This is a genomic window from Brevibacterium sp. 1718 (assembly GCF_051131255.1).
GTDB classification, from domain to species: domain Bacteria; phylum Actinomycetota; class Actinomycetes; order Actinomycetales; family Brevibacteriaceae; genus Brevibacterium; species Brevibacterium sediminis.
Window position 1 is genome coordinate 3865166 of the sequence record NZ_CP186550.1, and the last position, 15952, is coordinate 3881117.

Sequence of the window (15952 nt, forward strand, 5' to 3'; positions counted from 1 at the left end):
TTGAATAGCACCTATTTGAACATGGGCTATTCAACTCAAACTGGGCTGTTTCGCTGACCGCAGCGCGGCACAGCACAGAAATGGGACACCCTGCTCTGGATCGCTCACTTTCTTCGGTGAGCATTCCAGAGCAGGGTGTCCCATTTCAGCATCTGCCGGTTGCTGAGCGCTATGCGCGACGGTTACTTGCCGCGAGAGCCTGCGGACGACCGCGTACGAGTCTTCGCAGGCCCGCCCTTGGCAGCACCCGAACCGCCGCGGCCACCGGCGGAACCGCCACCAGCCCCACCAGCACCCCGCGGGGCCGATGAGGTCCACCAATGCCGCAGGTAGGCGCTGACCTTCGCGAATGAACGATCGCGGATGAAGATCGCATCGACGGCGATCATCGTCAGCGAGAACCACGGCAGGCCCATGAGCAGCGCGATGCCCAAGTGGAAGGAAAGGATGCCCAGCAGCGCGATGACGCGGGTGTAGCGGTTGAAGAGCATGAACGGGAAGGCGCACTGGAAGAGGATCGATCCCCACGAGATCGCCACGACCATCGGCCCCCACGCCGTCATCAGATCCGACAGCACCGGCCACGTGCCGAACTGCTGAGTGTGCAGCGGGTTGTACACGGCGAATCCGTGCTGCCAGGCCTCGCCTCCGGCCTTGTACAGACCGCCGGACATGTAGATTGCGCACACCTGGAACGCGAGCACGACGATGGCGAGATTGTTGGCCATGATGAGCGCCCAGCGCCACTGCCCGCCGTCGTTGTCCGGGAACTCCGGGTTCCGCGCGCGCCGCCTGGCGTCGAGGGACCATCTGCGGGTCGTATCGGCGAAGAGCATGGCGATCATGAACATCCGGTAGGCGTTGTCGCCCTGATCCCCTGCCCCGTCGTTGAGCTCGATGAAGCTCACCCACAGCACGAGGTAGATCGGCAGGACGATCCTTGTGCGCCACCCGAGGATGATGACGATCGCCAGCAGCGCGAGCCCGATCATCATCGCCGTGAACAGCGGCGGCGTCGTCACCGCTCGGTGGAAGAGGGAGAAGAGCCAGATGGTCGGGAAATCGCTCTTGGGTTCGGCGATCTCCCCGTTCCAGGCCGATCCCACACCGAAGGTGTAATGCCGAGCGCTGAAGTTCGTGAGGATGAGGCCGAGACCGGCGAATCCGATGAGGATCCGTGTCACCGCCAGCCCGTATGTCGCGTGGTACCGGCCGGTGAGCATCTCCTCGAGCCAGTTCCACCCCTGCGCGAGCTTCGTCCGCACGAGGGTCGTCACCGGGACCAGCCCGAATTCAGGAGCCGAATCACTCGCCGAGGCGGTCCCATCGTTTCCGCGGCCGGCGGAGTCCGAACCGTGGTCCTTCTCCGGTTTCCGCGCCGAGGCGGTGCCGGCGTTCGCGTGGCCCGCGGAGTCCTTCACCCGGCCCTGCGCCGAGGCGGCCGTGCCGGTCCGCTGGTCAGTGACCTCTGCATCGTGGTCGTCCCCGCCTGTGCGGGTCGTGTCATCACTGTTCACCGACGCACCTCACTTCGTCCGAGGCACAGAAGTACTTCGTGAATTCCTCTTGGGACTGATGATCTTCGACGACGAGTGCGCGCCATCCCACGGGGACGGGTTGGATGTTCGGACGCTTCGCGTCTTTGTCGTTGCGTTCGGCGAACGGCACGACGTTCTGACGGGCGGCCTGGTATTGGACGCGCTGGACGTCGTCGCCCCAGATGGCCTTCGCCACCTGCGTCGCATACGCCGTGGCCAGATGTTCGCTCTCCAGGTAGGCGGGAATCGCGTTCTCCGGGTCGTCGTATTCCCCCAGCTTCGTCTCCAGCCGGTCGACGGAATCGTCGCCCTTGAAGTAGTCGAGTTTGACGATCGCCTTCTGATCGTCGGGCAGATCTTCCCACGAACCTTTGATGTCCGAGGCCACTCCGATGCCCAGCCCCGCCGACCGCGGCGGGAACAGCTTGTATGTCGAGTGGTCGAGTTCGACATCGGTGGCCCGCACCCATTGAGTGATCTCTTCGCCGCTGTCGGTCTTGATCACCGCGCGCACATCGAAGTAGTAGTCGCCGTTGATCGGTTCGGGGGCGAACACGCTCCACGACTGTCCCCACAGCGGGATCATGTATTTGGAGAGCAGGTCACCGGGAATCACCTCCCTCGCCGTCGAGGCAGGGGCGATCCACAGGAAGCTGGCGAAGATATGGAACCCTGTGATCGCCATCGCGATGACCATCAGGGTCCGTTTCACCGCCGAACGTCTCCGAGGTGTGACCTCGGTCGGCTCATTGTCCATCTCGGTTCCGGAATTCTCTTGGGAATACGACTGCTGTCACCGCAGGTCCCGCGCCTCATCGGTCGCTTGGCAGATCTCTCGGTGACAACGCACAGTGACTAGGGTACTTCAGCTGTGGCACTGCCCGCCCGGGCAGCGGCAGAATCATTCGCGGTCATCAGACGCACGATGACTTCCGCACGACGACTTGCCGATTCGCGGCGCACGCCCGAGGTCTACTCGGCCGCCCGCAGCCAGGCCTTGACCGCTTCCGTGGAATCGCCGAGCGTCGGCGGTGCCAGTTCGTAGCTGGGCGGGGTCTCGGACAACCGGATCGGGTTGCGGACCGTGGGGATGACGCGATCACCCTGACCCGCCTCGGCGACGGGCTCGAGGCCCAGCGACGATGCCAGGTCCACACCTTGGGCGATCGAGTTGATCGGCGCGCAGGGCAGCCCCGCCTCGGTGAGGATGTCGAACCATTCCTGGTTCGTCTTCTCACTCAGCGCGGCGATGAGCTCGGGTTCGAGGTCATCGCGGTTGACGTTGCGGTCGGCGAAGTTCGCGAACCGTTCATCGGCCGCCCATTCGGGGTGGCCGAGCACCTCGGCCAGCCGGGCGAACTGTTTGTCGTTGCCACACGCGATGATGATCTGGCCCTCGGCAGTGGGCATCGGCTGGTACGGGTAGAGGCTCGGGTGCTTGTTGCCCATCGCCTGCGGAACCACGCCGCCGGCCACGTATGCCGAGGTCTGATTCGCCAGCCCGGACAGCGCCGAGGACAGCAGATTTGTCTCGACCAGCTGACCGGCCCCGGTGTCCTTCCGGTGATTGAGCGCGCCGAGGATGCCGACGGCCGTGTGCAGTCCCGTGATCACGTCGACGACGGCGACACCCGCCTTGACCGGGCCCGACTCCTCGGAGCCGGTGACCGACATGAATCCGGACAGACCCTGGATGAGCAGATCGTAGCCCGGCTGCGGATTGTCGCGGCCGAAACCCGTCACCGAGGCGTAGACGATGCCCGGATTGACCGCGCTGACCGTCTCATAGTCGAGGCCGTACTTCGCCAGTCCCCCGGCCTTGAAGTTCTCCACGAGTACGTCCGCACGAGCGGCGAGCTGCTGGGCGCAGGCGAGGTCGTCGGAGTCCTTGAAATCGAGGACCACGGAGTGCTTGTTCCGGTTCGCCGTGAGGAAATACGTCGCATCATCCCCTCGCCGAGGCGGCGCCCAGTGACGTGTATCGTCCCCGGTCTTCCCCTCCACCTTGATGACCGTGGCACCCAGATCCGCAAGCATCATCGTCGCGTAGGGGCCGGCGAGGACTCGGGAGAAATCGGCCACGATGGTTCCGGCCAGCGGCCCCGTCCCCTGCCGTCCGAATGCTGCGTCTGCTGCTGACACTTGATGCCTCCTTTGGCACGTTCTGCTTGCCTGTTCTTCGCCTGACTATACGGAATCGACATGGCCGCCCTGGCCTGTGGGGTGAGCGTCCGCGGAAACGAGCCGAGAGCCGGGCGGGCGGCAACGAAATCCGTCGACCGCCTCGGCGAGATTCTGGCTACACTCGGCTCAGCGACAGTCCACCAGCGAAGGGACGAACGATGACGTTGCACATGCCGGCGGAGACCGCCGCCCAGGACCGAGTCTGGATGGCGTTCCCGTCCTCTGGCTACGCGCTCGGCGACACGGAAGCCGAGGCCGAGGCGGCACGCGCCACGTGGGCCGCAGTTGCCCGCGCCACCAGCGAATTCACCCCTGTCACGGTCGTCGTGACCAGTGCACAGACCGATCATGCCAAGCGCCACCTCGGCGAGGGGATCAACCACGAGATCACGCTCGTCAACGCCGAACTCGATGATGCGTGGATGCGCGATATCGGGCCGAGCTTCGTCGTCGACGAGGCGGGTGCGCTGCACGCTGTGGACTGGGTGTTCAACGGGTGGGGCGCGCAGGAGTGGGCGACGTGGGATCACGATGAGCGCATCGGAGAATTCGTCGCGGGCCTCGCCGGGACTCCCGTGGTGTCCTCGGATCTGCGCAACGAAGGCGGCGGATTCCACGTCGACGGTCAGGGCACGGTGCTCGCCACGCGCAGCGTCCAGCTCGACCCCGGCCGCAATCCGGGACTGACCGAAGCCGATGTGGAAGCCGAATTCGCGCGCACGATCGGGGCGAAGAAGGTCATCTGGCTCGACCGCGGACTCCACCGGGACAATCAGACCTTCGGCACCCGTGGACACGTCGACATAGTCGCCGCGATGCCCAGCCCCGGCGTCGTCCTCGTCCACGATCAGCGCAATCCCGAACATCCGGACTTCGAATTCAGTCGCGCACTCAAGGAGCAGTTCGCGGCCGAGACCGCCGCCGACGGCACGCCCTTCGAGGTGGTGCCGATCCCGGCTCCCGAGGTGCTGCGTGACGAAGAAGGGTGGGTCGACTACTCGTATGTCAATCACCTCGTCACCAATGGCGGGGTCATCGCCTGCACCTTCGACGATCCGATGGACGCCGAGGCGGCAGCCGTGCTCGAGCGCGTCTACCCGGGGCGGAAGGTCGTCGGGGTCGATGCACGCGAACTCTTCGCCCGCGGCGGCGGAATCCACTGCATCACCCAGCAGCAGCCGAGCCTCGGCTGAGTCGAGTCTCGGCTGAGTCGAGCTGGGACCTGCTGCAGGTCCCACTTTCCAACCCCGGGCCGCGCGTGCCGAGCCGGGATCCCGCGTGCCGAACCCGGGATCGTCGAGAATCTGCGATGACGGCGCGGGTGAATCCATACCCGTACGAGCACGACTCGGTATAAGCTGGATCTTGAGGGCACAGTGCCCGTGCGCTGCCACATCGTTGCCCGGACCTGCGTCGCACAGCAGAGCCGAATACGGTGACGTCGAGTTGCGAAGAGGAGCAAGACCATGAAGAAGAGATTGATTCTCCTGGCCGGTCTCGGAGTCGGATTCATTCTGGGATCACGCACCGGGCGCCAGAGCTACGAACGGCTGAAGGCCCAGGCTCAGGATCTGTGGACCGACCCGCGCGTCCAGGACACCGTCGAGAAGGCCAACCAGTCTATCCGCGAGAAGTCGCCGGCAGTCGCCGATGCCGTTCAGACCGCGGCCGACAAGGTCAACGCCGCCGCTGCCACGAACACTCCCGTCTCCGAATTCGACGGCGACGAGGACTCGACTGGTGCGAAGGCAGACACGACCGCGAAGAGCACCACCGCCGCGCAGGAAGCAGCGAAGTCGAACACCACGGCTAAGCACAAACCGTCGCCGAAGGCCCAGGATTCGATCACCGATCCGGAGCGTCACCTCGACGACGAAGGACCGGCAGGAGCCGCCGACGACGACTGAGCAACGGCAGACGGGCTGAGTCAGTCGGCAACAGCCCAGGAAAAGGTGAACAGCCCATGTTTGAAACAGGGCTGTTCACCTTTTTCTGGGCTGTTCGCAGAATCCGCCGCTGGTGGGCCGGTGCCTACAGCAGCGAGCTCGTCAGGCGGGCCACGTTCTCCAGATACTTCTTCAGCAGCGGCCGCGCCTGCCACTCCTCCGCATTGAGCTCCACCGAATTCGGTGCATAGCGTTCGGCTTCGAGGTCGTACATGCGCTGCGTGAATTCCTTGTTGACGATGAAGAGCGTGACCTCGAGGTTCATTGCGAAGGACCTCTCGTCCATATTCGACGAGCCGATGATCGAGACCTCGTCGTCGATCATGAGGAACTTCGAGTGCAGCACCGTCGGAGCGTGGTACATGAAGATCCGCACCCCGGCGCGCACCAACTCGTCATAGTACGACTGCTGCGCCTTGTGGGTCAGCCAATGGTCGCTCGTCTCGCCGACGTACAGACGCACATCGACTCCCGATCTGGCCTCGGTCGTCAGCGCGTGCAGCAGGGACTCGTCGGGCACGAAATACGGCGAGCAGACGACGACGCGACGATTCGCGTTGTAGATGAGGTGGTTGAACAGGCGCAGATTGTTCTCGTCCTCGAAGCCCGGACCCGACGGCACGATCTGCGCCTGGACGCCGCCGAATTCGGGGGCCTCGAGCTCGAAGCTGTCGGGTTCGTCGAGGATCTCGTCGGTCTCCGAATACCAGTCGGTGATGAACACGGCATCGAGCTCTTCGACGACCGGCCCACGACATTCCACCGACAGGTCCTTCCACTGGAAGCCCTTCCTGCGGTTGCGGGCCTTGTTGTAGGTGCGGTCGATGATGTTCTGCGAACCGGTGAACGCGACCTCCCCGTCGACGACGAGGATCTTGCGGTGATTGCGCAGGTCGGGCCGCTGGTATTCGCCCCTCCAGGGGCGGATCGGCAGGGCACGGCGCCAGCTGATGCCCGAACCGTCGAGCTTCTTCACCAGTTCCGAGTAGCCCGGGTAGCCCAGCGATCCCACATGGTCGATGAGGACCCGCACACTCACACCGCGCCGGTGCGCGGCCAGCAGCGATTCGAGCAGCCGCCTCGTCGTGTCATCGATGGCGACGATGTAGAACTCGAAGTGGACGAACCGCTGTGCTCGGTCGACGGCATCGGCCATCGCCTCCATGCAGGCGTGGTTGTCGACGTGGAGGTCGAAGGAGTTGCCGTGGGTCATCGGCAGGGCACCGAGATCGAAGTTGAGCTGCGCTGCGGTGCTCAGCGGTTCGGGCATATGGTCCTGGCGTCCGACGATCGCCTGGTGGCGGATCTGATCGCGGAAGAGGTCATTCATCTTCGACTGTTTGTCCCGCCGCCGCTTCGGCAGCTTCGACGATCCCAGCAGCAGGAACGCCGCAATGCCCACATAAGGGATGAGGAAGATCGCAAGCAGCCAGCCCAGCGCGACCGACGGCCTGCGATTGTGCGGAATCCACCCGAGCGCGATGATGCGGATGATCATGTCGACCAACAGCAGGATGACGATCAGCCAGTTCGGCCAAGCCTGATTGATGTTGAAGAACGGATAGATCCCGAAACTGCTCATATAGTGCCCGTTCAGCCCCGCCCTGTTCGTCACCGGTTGGGTTATCGGCCTCAGATGGAGGATGTCAGATTGCCATCCATCGTATCCTGCCCGCCCCGCGCGCACTCGCCCCACCCCGCCATCGGCCCTCTGCCCGAGCCCGGGCATACTGGAAGCAGACATCAATTGCTGAGAGCGAAGGTGCTGAATGTGATTCGAGACATCAACCCCGAAGGCTCCGACCGTTCGGATACCGCCGACAGCGCGAGCCGCGGTCCCGATATCGCCGACGCCGAGGCGGTCCCGATCAGGCCCGCCGTCAGCGTGCTCATGCTCCGCGACGGGGAAGAGGGTGTCGAGGTGTTCGTCCAGCACCGGGTGTCGACGATGGATTTCGCCGCCGGCGTCGTCGTCTTCCCCGGCGGTCGCGTCGACCCTGTCGATGCGACGATCGCACCGACCATCGCCGTCCCCGATCCGCAGGTGCACACCTCCGCATGGTCCGATTCGACCATCGCCGAGGATGCCGAGGGTTGGCGCGTCCTGCTCGCCACCGCTGTGCGCGAGGTCGAGGAGGAGACGGGCGCGGTCCTCGACCCGGCCGGGCTCAAGCCGTGGGCGAACTGGGTGACTCCCTTGGGTCGGCCCAAACGCTTCGATACGTACTTCTATACGATCGCGGCTCCCGAGCTCGCCGCCGCCCAGCATCAGACGACGGAGGCGCACACGAGCGAGTGGCGCTCGGTGACCGGGATCCTCGCAGACGAGGGAGCCGGACGGCTGAAGCTCATGCGTCCGACGTTCGTGCTGCTGCGTGAGCTCGCGGAATTCTCCACCGTCGCCGAGGCGATCACCGCCGAGAGGATCATCGATCCAGTCCGCCCGGAGTTCCCCTCCAACCGCGGTTCTTAGGTCACCTCATTCGCCTGAGTCCGACTTCCCGCGCCTGAGTCCAGGATCCCGCTGTTCGCAGCAGGACCCTGGCGATCTCGACCTCAGCCCTTGGCGCGGGCCTTCATCGCGGCCAGGCGAGAGGCGACGACCTGCTTCTGCTCGTCGGTGCCCAACAGCGCGGCGAGCGCTTCCTGTTCGGCGTCGAGTCCGGTGCTGAAGTCGGAGTCATAGGACAGGTCGACGAGCCGCTTCGCCCACACCAGTGCCGACCGTGACTGGCCCGCGATCTGCCTTGCCAGTTCGAGAGCACGAGCCAGAGGGTCCTCGGCGATCTCTTCGACGAGGCCGATGCGCAGGGCTTCTTCGGCACCGATCGTGACGGCGGTGACGATGAGCTTCTTCGCCTGAGCCGGTCCCACGAGTCGCGGCAGCAGCTGGGTGCCGCACATATCGGGGATGATCCCCCAATTGAGTTCCATGAGTGAGAGCTTCGCATCTGGTCCGGCCACACGCATGTCCGCGCCGAGGGCGATCTGCAGCCCGCCGCCGAGCGCCGCCCCGCGTACCGCCGCGATGACCGGAACCTCGACGAGCGACCATACGTGCACGGCTTTCTGCGCCAGGGCCCGGGCCGAACCGAGCCGCTCGCCGATATCGACGGCGGTGGCCACGGAACCCGCCGCTTCCGGTTCACCGGCACCGGCGGCCTGCTCGGCCGCTTCCTCAGCGAATGAGCGGGTCGCTGCTCCGGCCTCGGCGATCCGGGCCATCTCGGTGAAGTCGAGACCGGCGCTGAAGGCACGACCGCGACCGGACAGGACCACGGCCTTGACTTCGCTCGAACCTTTAAGTGCCAGCCCCGCCTCGACGAGGTCTTCGAAGACCTCGCGGGTGAGCGAATTGAGCTTGTCGGCACGGTCGATCTCGACGTGGGCGACGCCGTCGGTGATCGCGTAGACGACGGTCGAGTTGGTGGTCTCGGACATGATCTGGCCTTTCGACGACGATGCCGGCGCGGAAGCCACCGGCGGTTAGGGAACATGACGCAGCCGCAGGCGACAGGCCACCGACGCCGGCGACACTGAACGAGCGATCAGCTGCGTTTCCTGAAGCCTAGCGGAGCACCGGTCAGGGTCAAGACGAAGACCACGATGAGGGAGCTCGCGCACATGGCGACGACTCCCGGCCAAGCGAAGTCGGCGAAGAGGACCGCCGAGAGCCAGGCGCCGAGGCTCGTGCCCAGGTAGTAGACGGTGAGGTAGATGGCTGCGGACCGGGTCGAGTCGACTCCCGGCCGGGCGGCACTCGCCGCCGCGGAGGCACCCGTATGCCCAAGGAAGAATCCGGCGGTGAGCAGCGACATGCCGATGATGATCACCACGAGCGAATCGACCAGAGTCAGCCCCGCACCGGCGAGCGCGATGACCATTCCCGCCAGGGTGATCCGAGTGCGTGGGTACTTCGTGGCCAAGCGGCCGTAATACGTGGTGACGACGGTGCCGACGAGGTAGATGAGGAAGAACAGCGCGACTGCGCCCTCGCTCAGGTGCCACGGATCCTGCTGGAGGCGGGTGCCGAGCATCGTGAACGATCCGCCGAAGACGATCATGCACAGGAACCCGGTGAGGTAGATCCTCCACAGACCTCCGCGCAGCGGAATCGCTCGCCGAGGCGGCTGCGCGCTCCCAGCCCCACCGTCGTCGGCGGCGTCGCCGGCAGAGTCGGCATCGTCGTCGACAGACCCATCGGTGGCGGCCGGGACGCCGTCACCGTCGGCGAGAGCATTGCTGGCACTTCCGTCACCTGCGGTGACAGCGTCAGGGTCGGCCGCCTCGGTGAGGGTGGGATTCGTGTCGGACGGAATGGAGTCGTCCGTGTCGAGGACAGCCCGGCTGCGGGCGGTGGAGAAGAGATCGTGGCGCAGCAGCCAGACGACGATGAGCCCGAAGATCAGCGACACGACCGCGGTGAACGCAAGCCCACCGTGCCAGCCGAGGAATTCCGACGCCAGCCCGGTGAGCAACCTCGAGCAGAGCCCGCCGATCGTGTTGCCGGCGATGTAGACCCCGATCGCCCCGGGCAGCGCGGCCGGCGGCAGACGAAGCGACAGATAGGCCATGGCCGTGGCCGGCACCGAGGCGATCGCCAGTCCCTGGAGGAACCGGACGACGATGAGCAGCTCCGGGGTCGGAGTGAAGGGAAGGACGAGCGCGAGGATCGCCGCGACGATCACCCCAGCACCGATCTGGCGGGCGTGGCCGATCCGCGGGGCGAGCATGGAGAAGGGAATGAGGAAACAGGCCATGGCCACGTTCGTCGCGGACACGGTCAGGCTCGCCGTCGGACCGTCGATTCCGTAGGCGTCGCGGATCGCCGGCAGCAGGCCCTGGGTCTCGTAGAGGACGAGGAAGACGGAGACTCCCGCGAGGAAGACCGCGGCTACGGTACGCCGAGTGCTCGTCGGACTCGGCTCACCTGTGCTCATGAGCCCTACGCTATGCCTCCGGCATTCGCGGCTCAAACGATTCCGGGTCCCGGACCGTGTGAGTCCGGACACCGCGGGTGGCTGTGGGCACCCGACGCCGGTGTGCCCCGCGTGTACCTGCGGGATCGCACAGCACCGCGGGGATGCGGAGGATAACCCCATCGCGGAGGCGGCCCTGCGACTTCTAGGCTGAAGACCATAAGTTCGACGAGCAGTGAATGGACGTGCCAGCGATGACGGCGACCAGCGAGATTCCCGCACTCAGCGCAGACCCCGCGAACCGCTCTGCCGCACCCTCTGACTCACCCTTTGCTCCACAGAACCCAGCCGCGCCCTCCCCCGGTGTCCCCACCTCGTCCCTGGAATCGCTTGCGCCTTCCGAAAGCCAGCCCGCGGACGCGCCCGGCAACCGCTCCTTCGTCATCACCTGGCTGCTGTCGATGATCTTCGGGGTCCTCGGTCTTGATCGGTTCTACACCGGCCGATACCTCACGGGCGCGCTCAAGCTGCTCAGCCTCGGCGGGCTGGGGATCTGGTGGCTCATCGATCTCGGCATCGTTCTCGCCGGCGGCCTGCGCTATCGGCGGGAGCCGCTGCGCGGTTACGCGCAGGACAAGGAGATCGCGTGGATCGCCACCGGATTCACCCTCATCGTCGCCTATTCGATGCAGGTCGACGAGCTCGTGACAACGCTGCTCGGCAGCCTCTTCTGAGACGATCCAGCCTCCGGTTCTGATGCGTCTCGGCAGCCCGTTCTGAGACGGTTCGCCGACAGTTCACGACTGTCTCAGGTCTGCCTTTCCTGAAAACTGCACGTTCTCGGTCTAGGCTCGAGATCAGGACAGTTCAAGGAGGCACAATGAAACGGCAATTCCCCATTGTCCGGATGGTCACCGGCGAATCGGCAGGCAAGCAGATCGCCGGAGCGGCGGCGGCCGCCTCGGCGCTCGGACTCGGCGCACTCGCCGCATGGGATCTCACGCAGAAGAAGCACTCGATCCTGCGCAACTATCCGATCGCCGGGCACGCTCGATTCCTGTTGGAGTCGATCCGACCGGAGATCCAGCAGTACTTCATCGAACGCAATTGGGACGGGCGCCCGTTCAATCGCGACACCCGCACCACCATCTACGAACGAGCCAAAGGCACCCACTCGGAACACGCGTTCGGCACCGAGCACGATGTCGACCGCGCCGGCTACGAGGCGCTCATGCACTCGAACATGCCGATCCCCAATCCGCCCAGGCCACCGCGCGTGCGCATCGGCGGTGACGAGTGCACTCAGCCCTACGACATCTCGCTGCTCAACGTCTCGGCCATGAGCTTCGGCTCACTGAGCAACAACGCCATCCGAGCCCTGAACAAGGGTGCGGCGCTGGGCGGATTCGCCCACGACACCGGTGAGGGATCGATCTCGCCGTATCACCGTGAGCACGGCGGCGACCTCATCTGGGAGCTCGGCACCGGATACTTCGGCGCCCGCACCCCCGAAGGAGAATTCTCCCCCGAGATCTTCGCCGAGAAGGCGCAGGACCCGCAGGTGAAGATGGTCTCGCTCAAGCTCTCCCAGGGTGCGAAGCCGGGCATCGGCGGCGTGCTGCCCGGGCCGAAGGTCACCGAGGAGATCTCCGAGATCCGCGGCATCCCCGTCGGCCAGACCTGTATCAGCCCTCCCGGACACACGGTGTTCTCGACTCCGATCGAGCTGCTCGAGTTCATCCGGCAGATGCGTGAGCTCTCCGGCGGCAAACCCGCCGGATTCAAACTGTGCATCGGCTCGCGCACGGAGTTCCTCTCGATCGTCAAGGCTATGGTGGAGACGAAAATCCTGCCGGACTTCATCATCGTCGACGGCTCCGAGGGCGGCACGGGTGCTGCACCATTGGAGTTCGAGGACAATGTCGGTCTGCCTCTGACCCAGGGGCTGATGATCGTCCACAACGCGCTCGTCGGCGCGGGCCTGCGGAAGCAGATCAAGGTCGGCGCCTCGGGCAAGATCGCCACCGGCACTGATATCGTCAAACGCCTCATCCAGGGTGCGGACTTCACGAACTCCGCCCGCGCGATGATGATGGCAGTCGGCTGCATCCAGGCCCAGGCCTGCCACACGGGCAAATGCCCCGTCGGCGTCGCCACACAGGATCCGCGGCGAGCGCGCGCCATCGACGTGCCCACCAAGGCCGATCGTGTGCGCAACTACCACGACGGAGTCGTCGCCGAGGCGGTCCGCCTCATGGCATCGATGGGTGCGGCCGCACCGGACGAGCTGGAGCCGACGATGCTGCGACGCAATGTCTCGGCCTCGGAATCCTGGTCCTATGCTCGCCTCTACGACTGGCTGAAGCCCGGCGAGCTCCTTGATGACACCCCCTCGGAGTGGGCCGACGACTGGGCTACGGCCCGCGCGGACACGTTCTCGATCCCCCGCGGACACAGCCGCTGAGCGAGAGGATTCCTATGACCACGCTTGTCCTTCTCCACTCGGCGCTGGGGCGGACGTCCGGGATGGACGCCATCGCCGAACGCTTCGCCCTCGCCGGGCATGCCGTCCACACTCCCGACGTCTACGCAGGCAGGACCTTCGACGACGCAGAATCGGGAGTCGCCCACTCCCAGGAGCTCGGGTTCTCGACCCTCGTCGATCGGGTGAAGGACGCCTGCGAGGACCTCGGCGACGATCTCGTCTTCGGCGGATTCTCGCTGGGGGCCGCCCTCGCTCAGCAGATGGGCAAGAACGATCCGCGTGCCCGCGGCGTCCTGCTCTTCCACGGCGGCGGCTTCCCGAAGCCGACGCGCTGGCAGGCCGGGGTTCCGGTGCAGGCTCATTTCGCCGTCGATGACTCCTGGCGCAGCCCGGGAACGATTGAGACGCTCATGGAGTCTGCGACCAAGGCGGGTGCGCAGGCGGAGTACTTCCTCTACCCGGGCAGCACCCACCTGTTCAGCGACCCGACCACCCCGGACTACCGCGAAGACAGCGCAGAACTGCTCTACGAACGAGCTTTGGCTTTCCTCGACCGTTTCTGAAGTCCACTTCCCGGCTCCGGGACGCCCTTGCACGCAGACCATCGGTTGTCCAGCCTCGTCCACGCTGGCGGGCGCGGCCCGCCCATGTCACAGTCGGCCGCCTCACCCCATGACGAGGCCGTTGTCGACGATGAGGTTCTGGCCGGTCACCGCACGCGAGGCGGGAGAGGCGAAGAACACCACCGCCGAGGCGAAGTCCTCCGGAGTCGTCACCCGTCGCAGCGCACTGGCGGCCGCGATCTGGTCGAAGACCTCTTCGGGTGTCGCCGAGGACGCATCGGTGGTGCGCAGCAATCCGCCGGAGACCATGTTCACCCGCACCCCGGCCGGGCCGAGATCCTTCGCGAACGTCCTGGTCAGCGACAGCAGCGCCGCCTTGCCTGCCGTGTAGTCGTGGTACGGCACGACCGGGTCCTGGAACAGGTTGGTGCCGATGTTGATGACGCGGCCGGAACCGAGCTCGCGGAAACCGTGCATCGCGGCCTGGATCGTGTTGACCGCACCTTCGACCGAACCGCGGAACTGATCGGCGAAATCCGAATAGTCGATCTCGTCGGCCGGTTGGCGTTCATCGCCGTTGAACGAGAAATCTGCGAGAGCGTTGTTGACCACAGTGGATACGGGAGTACCGAACTCGGCGGCCGCGGTTTCGAACATGGCATCGACGGCGCGGGAGTCCGTGACATCGGCCTCGATGGCCACGGCACGTCCACCGCGAGCGCGGACCGCCTCGGCGAGCTCTTCTGCAGTCTCGGCAGAGTACCGGTAGTTGATGACCAGGGCCGCACCCTCGGGCGCGAAGGCCTTCGCGATCGCAGCGCCCAGGCCGCGTCCGGACCCGGTGACGAGCACGACCTGCTCATCGAGTGGCAGAGCCTCGGAGGTGAATGCCTGTGGGTTGCTCATCGCGTGTCTCCTTCGGACGTCGGTGGGCGGATCCTGACCCCACCATACCCAGGAACCGCCAGCACCGAGGCCGAGCGCCGCGAGACGGTCTGCAGCGCGACAGATGTTGGGTCGATCCACGGTGATGTCGCGGCTCAGAACACCGTGGATCGACCAGCAAATCGCTGCGAACCGCGCGCACATGGGCCACGGAACGTGCTCTGAGCGGCATGAGTCCATAGACTGAAAAGAAGACCACCGTTGTCCATCCCCAGGAAGTCACCCTTATGAACGAGCTCGGCGCCGGCATCTCCATCGGAGTCCTCGCGGCTCTCGTCGTCTTCGTCATCTACTTCATCGGAGCGAAGCTCGGACGATGGCAGCCCAGGAACCCCGCCAGTGGAGGCGGCGCCCAGGGCGGCTACCCGCAGACTCAGGGATACGGCCAAAACCCCTACGGCCAGCCCGGCTACAACCAGTCCGGTCGCCCGTGGAGCAGCGAGGATGAGACCCGCGTTCTTCCCAGCAACGCGCAGGGCTACAACGCACAGGGCTACGACGACGACGCCGATCTGCCGCGAGCGACGAAGAACGAACTCGCCGCCAACGTCCAGCACTCCGGCCAGATGATCGAGGCCAACCGACGGGCTGCCACCGCGGCCAACGGCGACACCGTCGCAGTGTTCACCTACATCCTCGGTGCCGCACTCATCGCCGTCGTCGCCTTCGTGTTCTTCAACAACCTGCTGCTGCCGGCCACCATCGGCGCGTTGACAGGCGCGATCATCTGCGTGGCTCTCTCGGCGACCTACACGATCAAGCACCTGGACTTCTGGCCGGACAATGCGACGATCTCGATCGTCAACCTGCTCGTCGCCCTGGCCGCGTCGATCTTCATGTACATCGGGTCCGTGCAGACGGTGCGCGACAACATCAGCCTGTCCACGATCACCGACTCGTTCGACGCCCTGCCCTTCGGCGACGGCTTCTCCGCCTTCGCCGTGGCCATCGGCGACCGGGTGGTGACGTTCTTCAAGGACTTCGGCTTCTTCGGCTTCGTGTTCCTGCTGTTCATGGGCATCGGCTGCATCATCGTCTTCACCCTCGCCGCTAAGTCGCTCGTCGACGTCATGGATTGGCGGATCTTCGCCCAGTTCGGCCACAACGTCACCGATCGTCCTATGTCGTATTCGCGTGCCGTGCGCTTCCAGACGTCGAAGGTCTCGCACACTGTGACCTCGCTCGTTCTCGCCGTCATCGCTGTGCTCGCCGCCACAGGATTGCTCTATGACGGCTTCACTTGGTTCACACGCTGATGAACATCTCAGAAACCGGGCGGTAAGATAGGTCCGGAATTCCCCCGTCGTGACGCGTCACGCGCGCGCCTCTGCGGCCGATATCGACACCGACGAACGACCCGAAAAGGGATGAG

General features: G+C 65.3%; 14 protein-coding genes. 7 read left to right on the forward strand and 7 right to left on the reverse strand.

Annotated elements, in window-relative coordinates; translation table 11 throughout:
- Positions 1–182: 182 nt before the first annotated feature.
- The 3 genes from ACOZ9V_RS17370 to ACOZ9V_RS17380 all read right to left on the reverse strand — a co-directional run bounded on the left by ACOZ9V_RS17370 (position 183) and on the right by ACOZ9V_RS17380 (position 3680).
- Entirely contained in the window at positions 183–1517 is a 1335-nt protein-coding gene (locus ACOZ9V_RS17370) for an HTTM domain-containing protein (RefSeq protein ID WP_434592117.1), read from the reverse strand.
- Entirely contained in the window at positions 1507–2250 is a 744-nt protein-coding gene (locus ACOZ9V_RS17375) for a DUF5819 family protein (RefSeq protein ID WP_229664072.1), read from the reverse strand. The genes ACOZ9V_RS17370 and ACOZ9V_RS17375 overlap by 11 nt, the downstream gene beginning before the upstream one ends.
- A 260-nt stretch (positions 2251–2510) precedes the next feature.
- Positions 2511–3680: a CaiB/BaiF CoA transferase family protein gene (locus ACOZ9V_RS17380; RefSeq protein WP_181271488.1), complete on the reverse strand. Its 1170-nt coding sequence runs from the start codon at positions 3678–3680 to the stop codon at positions 2511–2513.
- Between the two features lie 200 nt (positions 3681–3880).
- On the opposite strand from ACOZ9V_RS17380, the gene ACOZ9V_RS17385 reads away from it, so the two are divergent.
- The gene (locus ACOZ9V_RS17385) at positions 3881–4915 is read left to right on the forward strand and encodes an agmatine deiminase family protein (RefSeq protein ID WP_181271489.1); all 1035 of its coding nucleotides are present in this window, start codon (positions 3881–3883) and stop codon (positions 4913–4915) included.
- 273 nt (positions 4916–5188) lie between these two features.
- The gene (locus ACOZ9V_RS17390) at positions 5189–5629 is read left to right on the forward strand and encodes a hypothetical protein (protein ID WP_181271490.1); all 441 of its coding nucleotides are present in this window, start codon (positions 5189–5191) and stop codon (positions 5627–5629) included.
- Between the two features lie 124 nt (positions 5630–5753).
- On the opposite strand, the gene cls is transcribed toward ACOZ9V_RS17390, so the two are convergent.
- Positions 5754–7250, reverse strand: coding sequence for a cardiolipin synthase (cls, locus tag ACOZ9V_RS17395; RefSeq protein ID WP_139469036.1), 1497 nt, complete (start codon positions 7248–7250; stop codon positions 5754–5756).
- A 189-nt stretch (positions 7251–7439) separates the two neighbouring features.
- On the opposite strand from cls, the gene ACOZ9V_RS17400 reads away from it, so the two are divergent.
- Positions 7440–8141 (forward strand): NUDIX hydrolase, encoded by a 702-nt coding sequence (locus ACOZ9V_RS17400; protein WP_139909286.1) that lies wholly within the window; start codon positions 7440–7442, stop codon positions 8139–8141.
- An 83-nt stretch (positions 8142–8224) separates the two neighbouring features.
- Here ACOZ9V_RS17400 and ACOZ9V_RS17405 read toward each other — a convergent pair whose 3' ends face one another.
- Positions 8225–9109: an enoyl-CoA hydratase-related protein gene (locus ACOZ9V_RS17405; protein ID WP_434592123.1), complete on the reverse strand. Its 885-nt coding sequence runs from the start codon at positions 9107–9109 to the stop codon at positions 8225–8227.
- 107 nt (positions 9110–9216) lie between these two features.
- Complete coding sequence (locus ACOZ9V_RS17410) at positions 9217–10608, reverse strand: MFS transporter (protein ID WP_434592126.1); 1392 nt, start codon at positions 10606–10608, stop codon at positions 9217–9219.
- A 233-nt stretch (positions 10609–10841) separates the two neighbouring features.
- On the opposite strand from ACOZ9V_RS17410, the gene ACOZ9V_RS17415 reads away from it, so the two are divergent.
- The 3 genes from ACOZ9V_RS17415 (at position 10842) to ACOZ9V_RS17425 (ending at position 13635) form a co-directional block, all read left to right on the forward strand.
- The gene (locus ACOZ9V_RS17415; protein WP_434592129.1) at positions 10842–11321 is read left to right on the forward strand and encodes a TM2 domain-containing protein; all 480 of its coding nucleotides are present in this window, start codon (positions 10842–10844) and stop codon (positions 11319–11321) included.
- Between the two features lie 146 nt (positions 11322–11467).
- Entirely contained in the window at positions 11468–13051 is a 1584-nt protein-coding gene (locus ACOZ9V_RS17420; protein ID WP_376904570.1) for an FMN-binding glutamate synthase family protein, read from the forward strand.
- A 14-nt stretch (positions 13052–13065) separates the two neighbouring features.
- Positions 13066–13635 (forward strand): dienelactone hydrolase family protein, encoded by a 570-nt coding sequence (locus tag ACOZ9V_RS17425; RefSeq protein WP_181271496.1) that lies wholly within the window; start codon positions 13066–13068, stop codon positions 13633–13635.
- A 102-nt stretch (positions 13636–13737) separates the two neighbouring features.
- Here the strand turns inward: ACOZ9V_RS17425 and ACOZ9V_RS17430 are convergent, their stop codons facing one another.
- The gene (locus ACOZ9V_RS17430) at positions 13738–14541 is read right to left on the reverse strand and encodes a 3-oxoacyl-ACP reductase (protein ID WP_173155608.1); all 804 of its coding nucleotides are present in this window, start codon (positions 14539–14541) and stop codon (positions 13738–13740) included.
- A 266-nt stretch (positions 14542–14807) separates the two neighbouring features.
- On the opposite strand from ACOZ9V_RS17430, the gene ACOZ9V_RS17435 reads away from it, so the two are divergent.
- Positions 14808–15836 (forward strand): hypothetical protein, encoded by a 1029-nt coding sequence (locus tag ACOZ9V_RS17435; RefSeq protein WP_181271497.1) that lies wholly within the window; start codon positions 14808–14810, stop codon positions 15834–15836.
- The last annotated feature ends 116 nt before the right edge of the window (positions 15837–15952 follow it).

Bases quoted from the DNA above. Each gene is read 5' to 3' on its own strand.
- cls (WP_139469036.1), bottom strand. From the start codon at position 7,250: ATGAGCAGTTTCGGGATCTATCCGTTCTTCAACATCAATCAGGCTTGG.
- ACOZ9V_RS17390 (WP_181271490.1), top strand. From the start codon at position 5,189: ATGAAGAAGAGATTGATTCTCCTGGCCGGTCTCGGAGTCGGATTCATT.
- ACOZ9V_RS17415 (WP_434592129.1), top strand. From the start codon at position 10,842: ATGACGGCGACCAGCGAGATTCCCGCACTCAGCGCAGACCCCGCGAAC.
- ACOZ9V_RS17385 (WP_181271489.1), top strand. From the start codon at position 3,881: ATGACGTTGCACATGCCGGCGGAGACCGCCGCCCAGGACCGAGTCTGG.
- ACOZ9V_RS17410 (WP_434592126.1), bottom strand. From the start codon at position 10,608: ATGAGCACAGGTGAGCCGAGTCCGACGAGCACTCGGCGTACCGTAGCC.
- ACOZ9V_RS17435 (WP_181271497.1), top strand. From the start codon at position 14,808: ATGAACGAGCTCGGCGCCGGCATCTCCATCGGAGTCCTCGCGGCTCTC.
- ACOZ9V_RS17420 (WP_376904570.1), top strand. From the start codon at position 11,468: ATGAAACGGCAATTCCCCATTGTCCGGATGGTCACCGGCGAATCGGCA.
- ACOZ9V_RS17430 (WP_173155608.1), bottom strand. From the start codon at position 14,541: ATGAGCAACCCACAGGCATTCACCTCCGAGGCTCTGCCACTCGATGAG.
- ACOZ9V_RS17425 (WP_181271496.1), top strand. From the start codon at position 13,066: ATGACCACGCTTGTCCTTCTCCACTCGGCGCTGGGGCGGACGTCCGGG.
- ACOZ9V_RS17405 (WP_434592123.1), bottom strand. From the start codon at position 9,109: ATGTCCGAGACCACCAACTCGACCGTCGTCTACGCGATCACCGACGGC.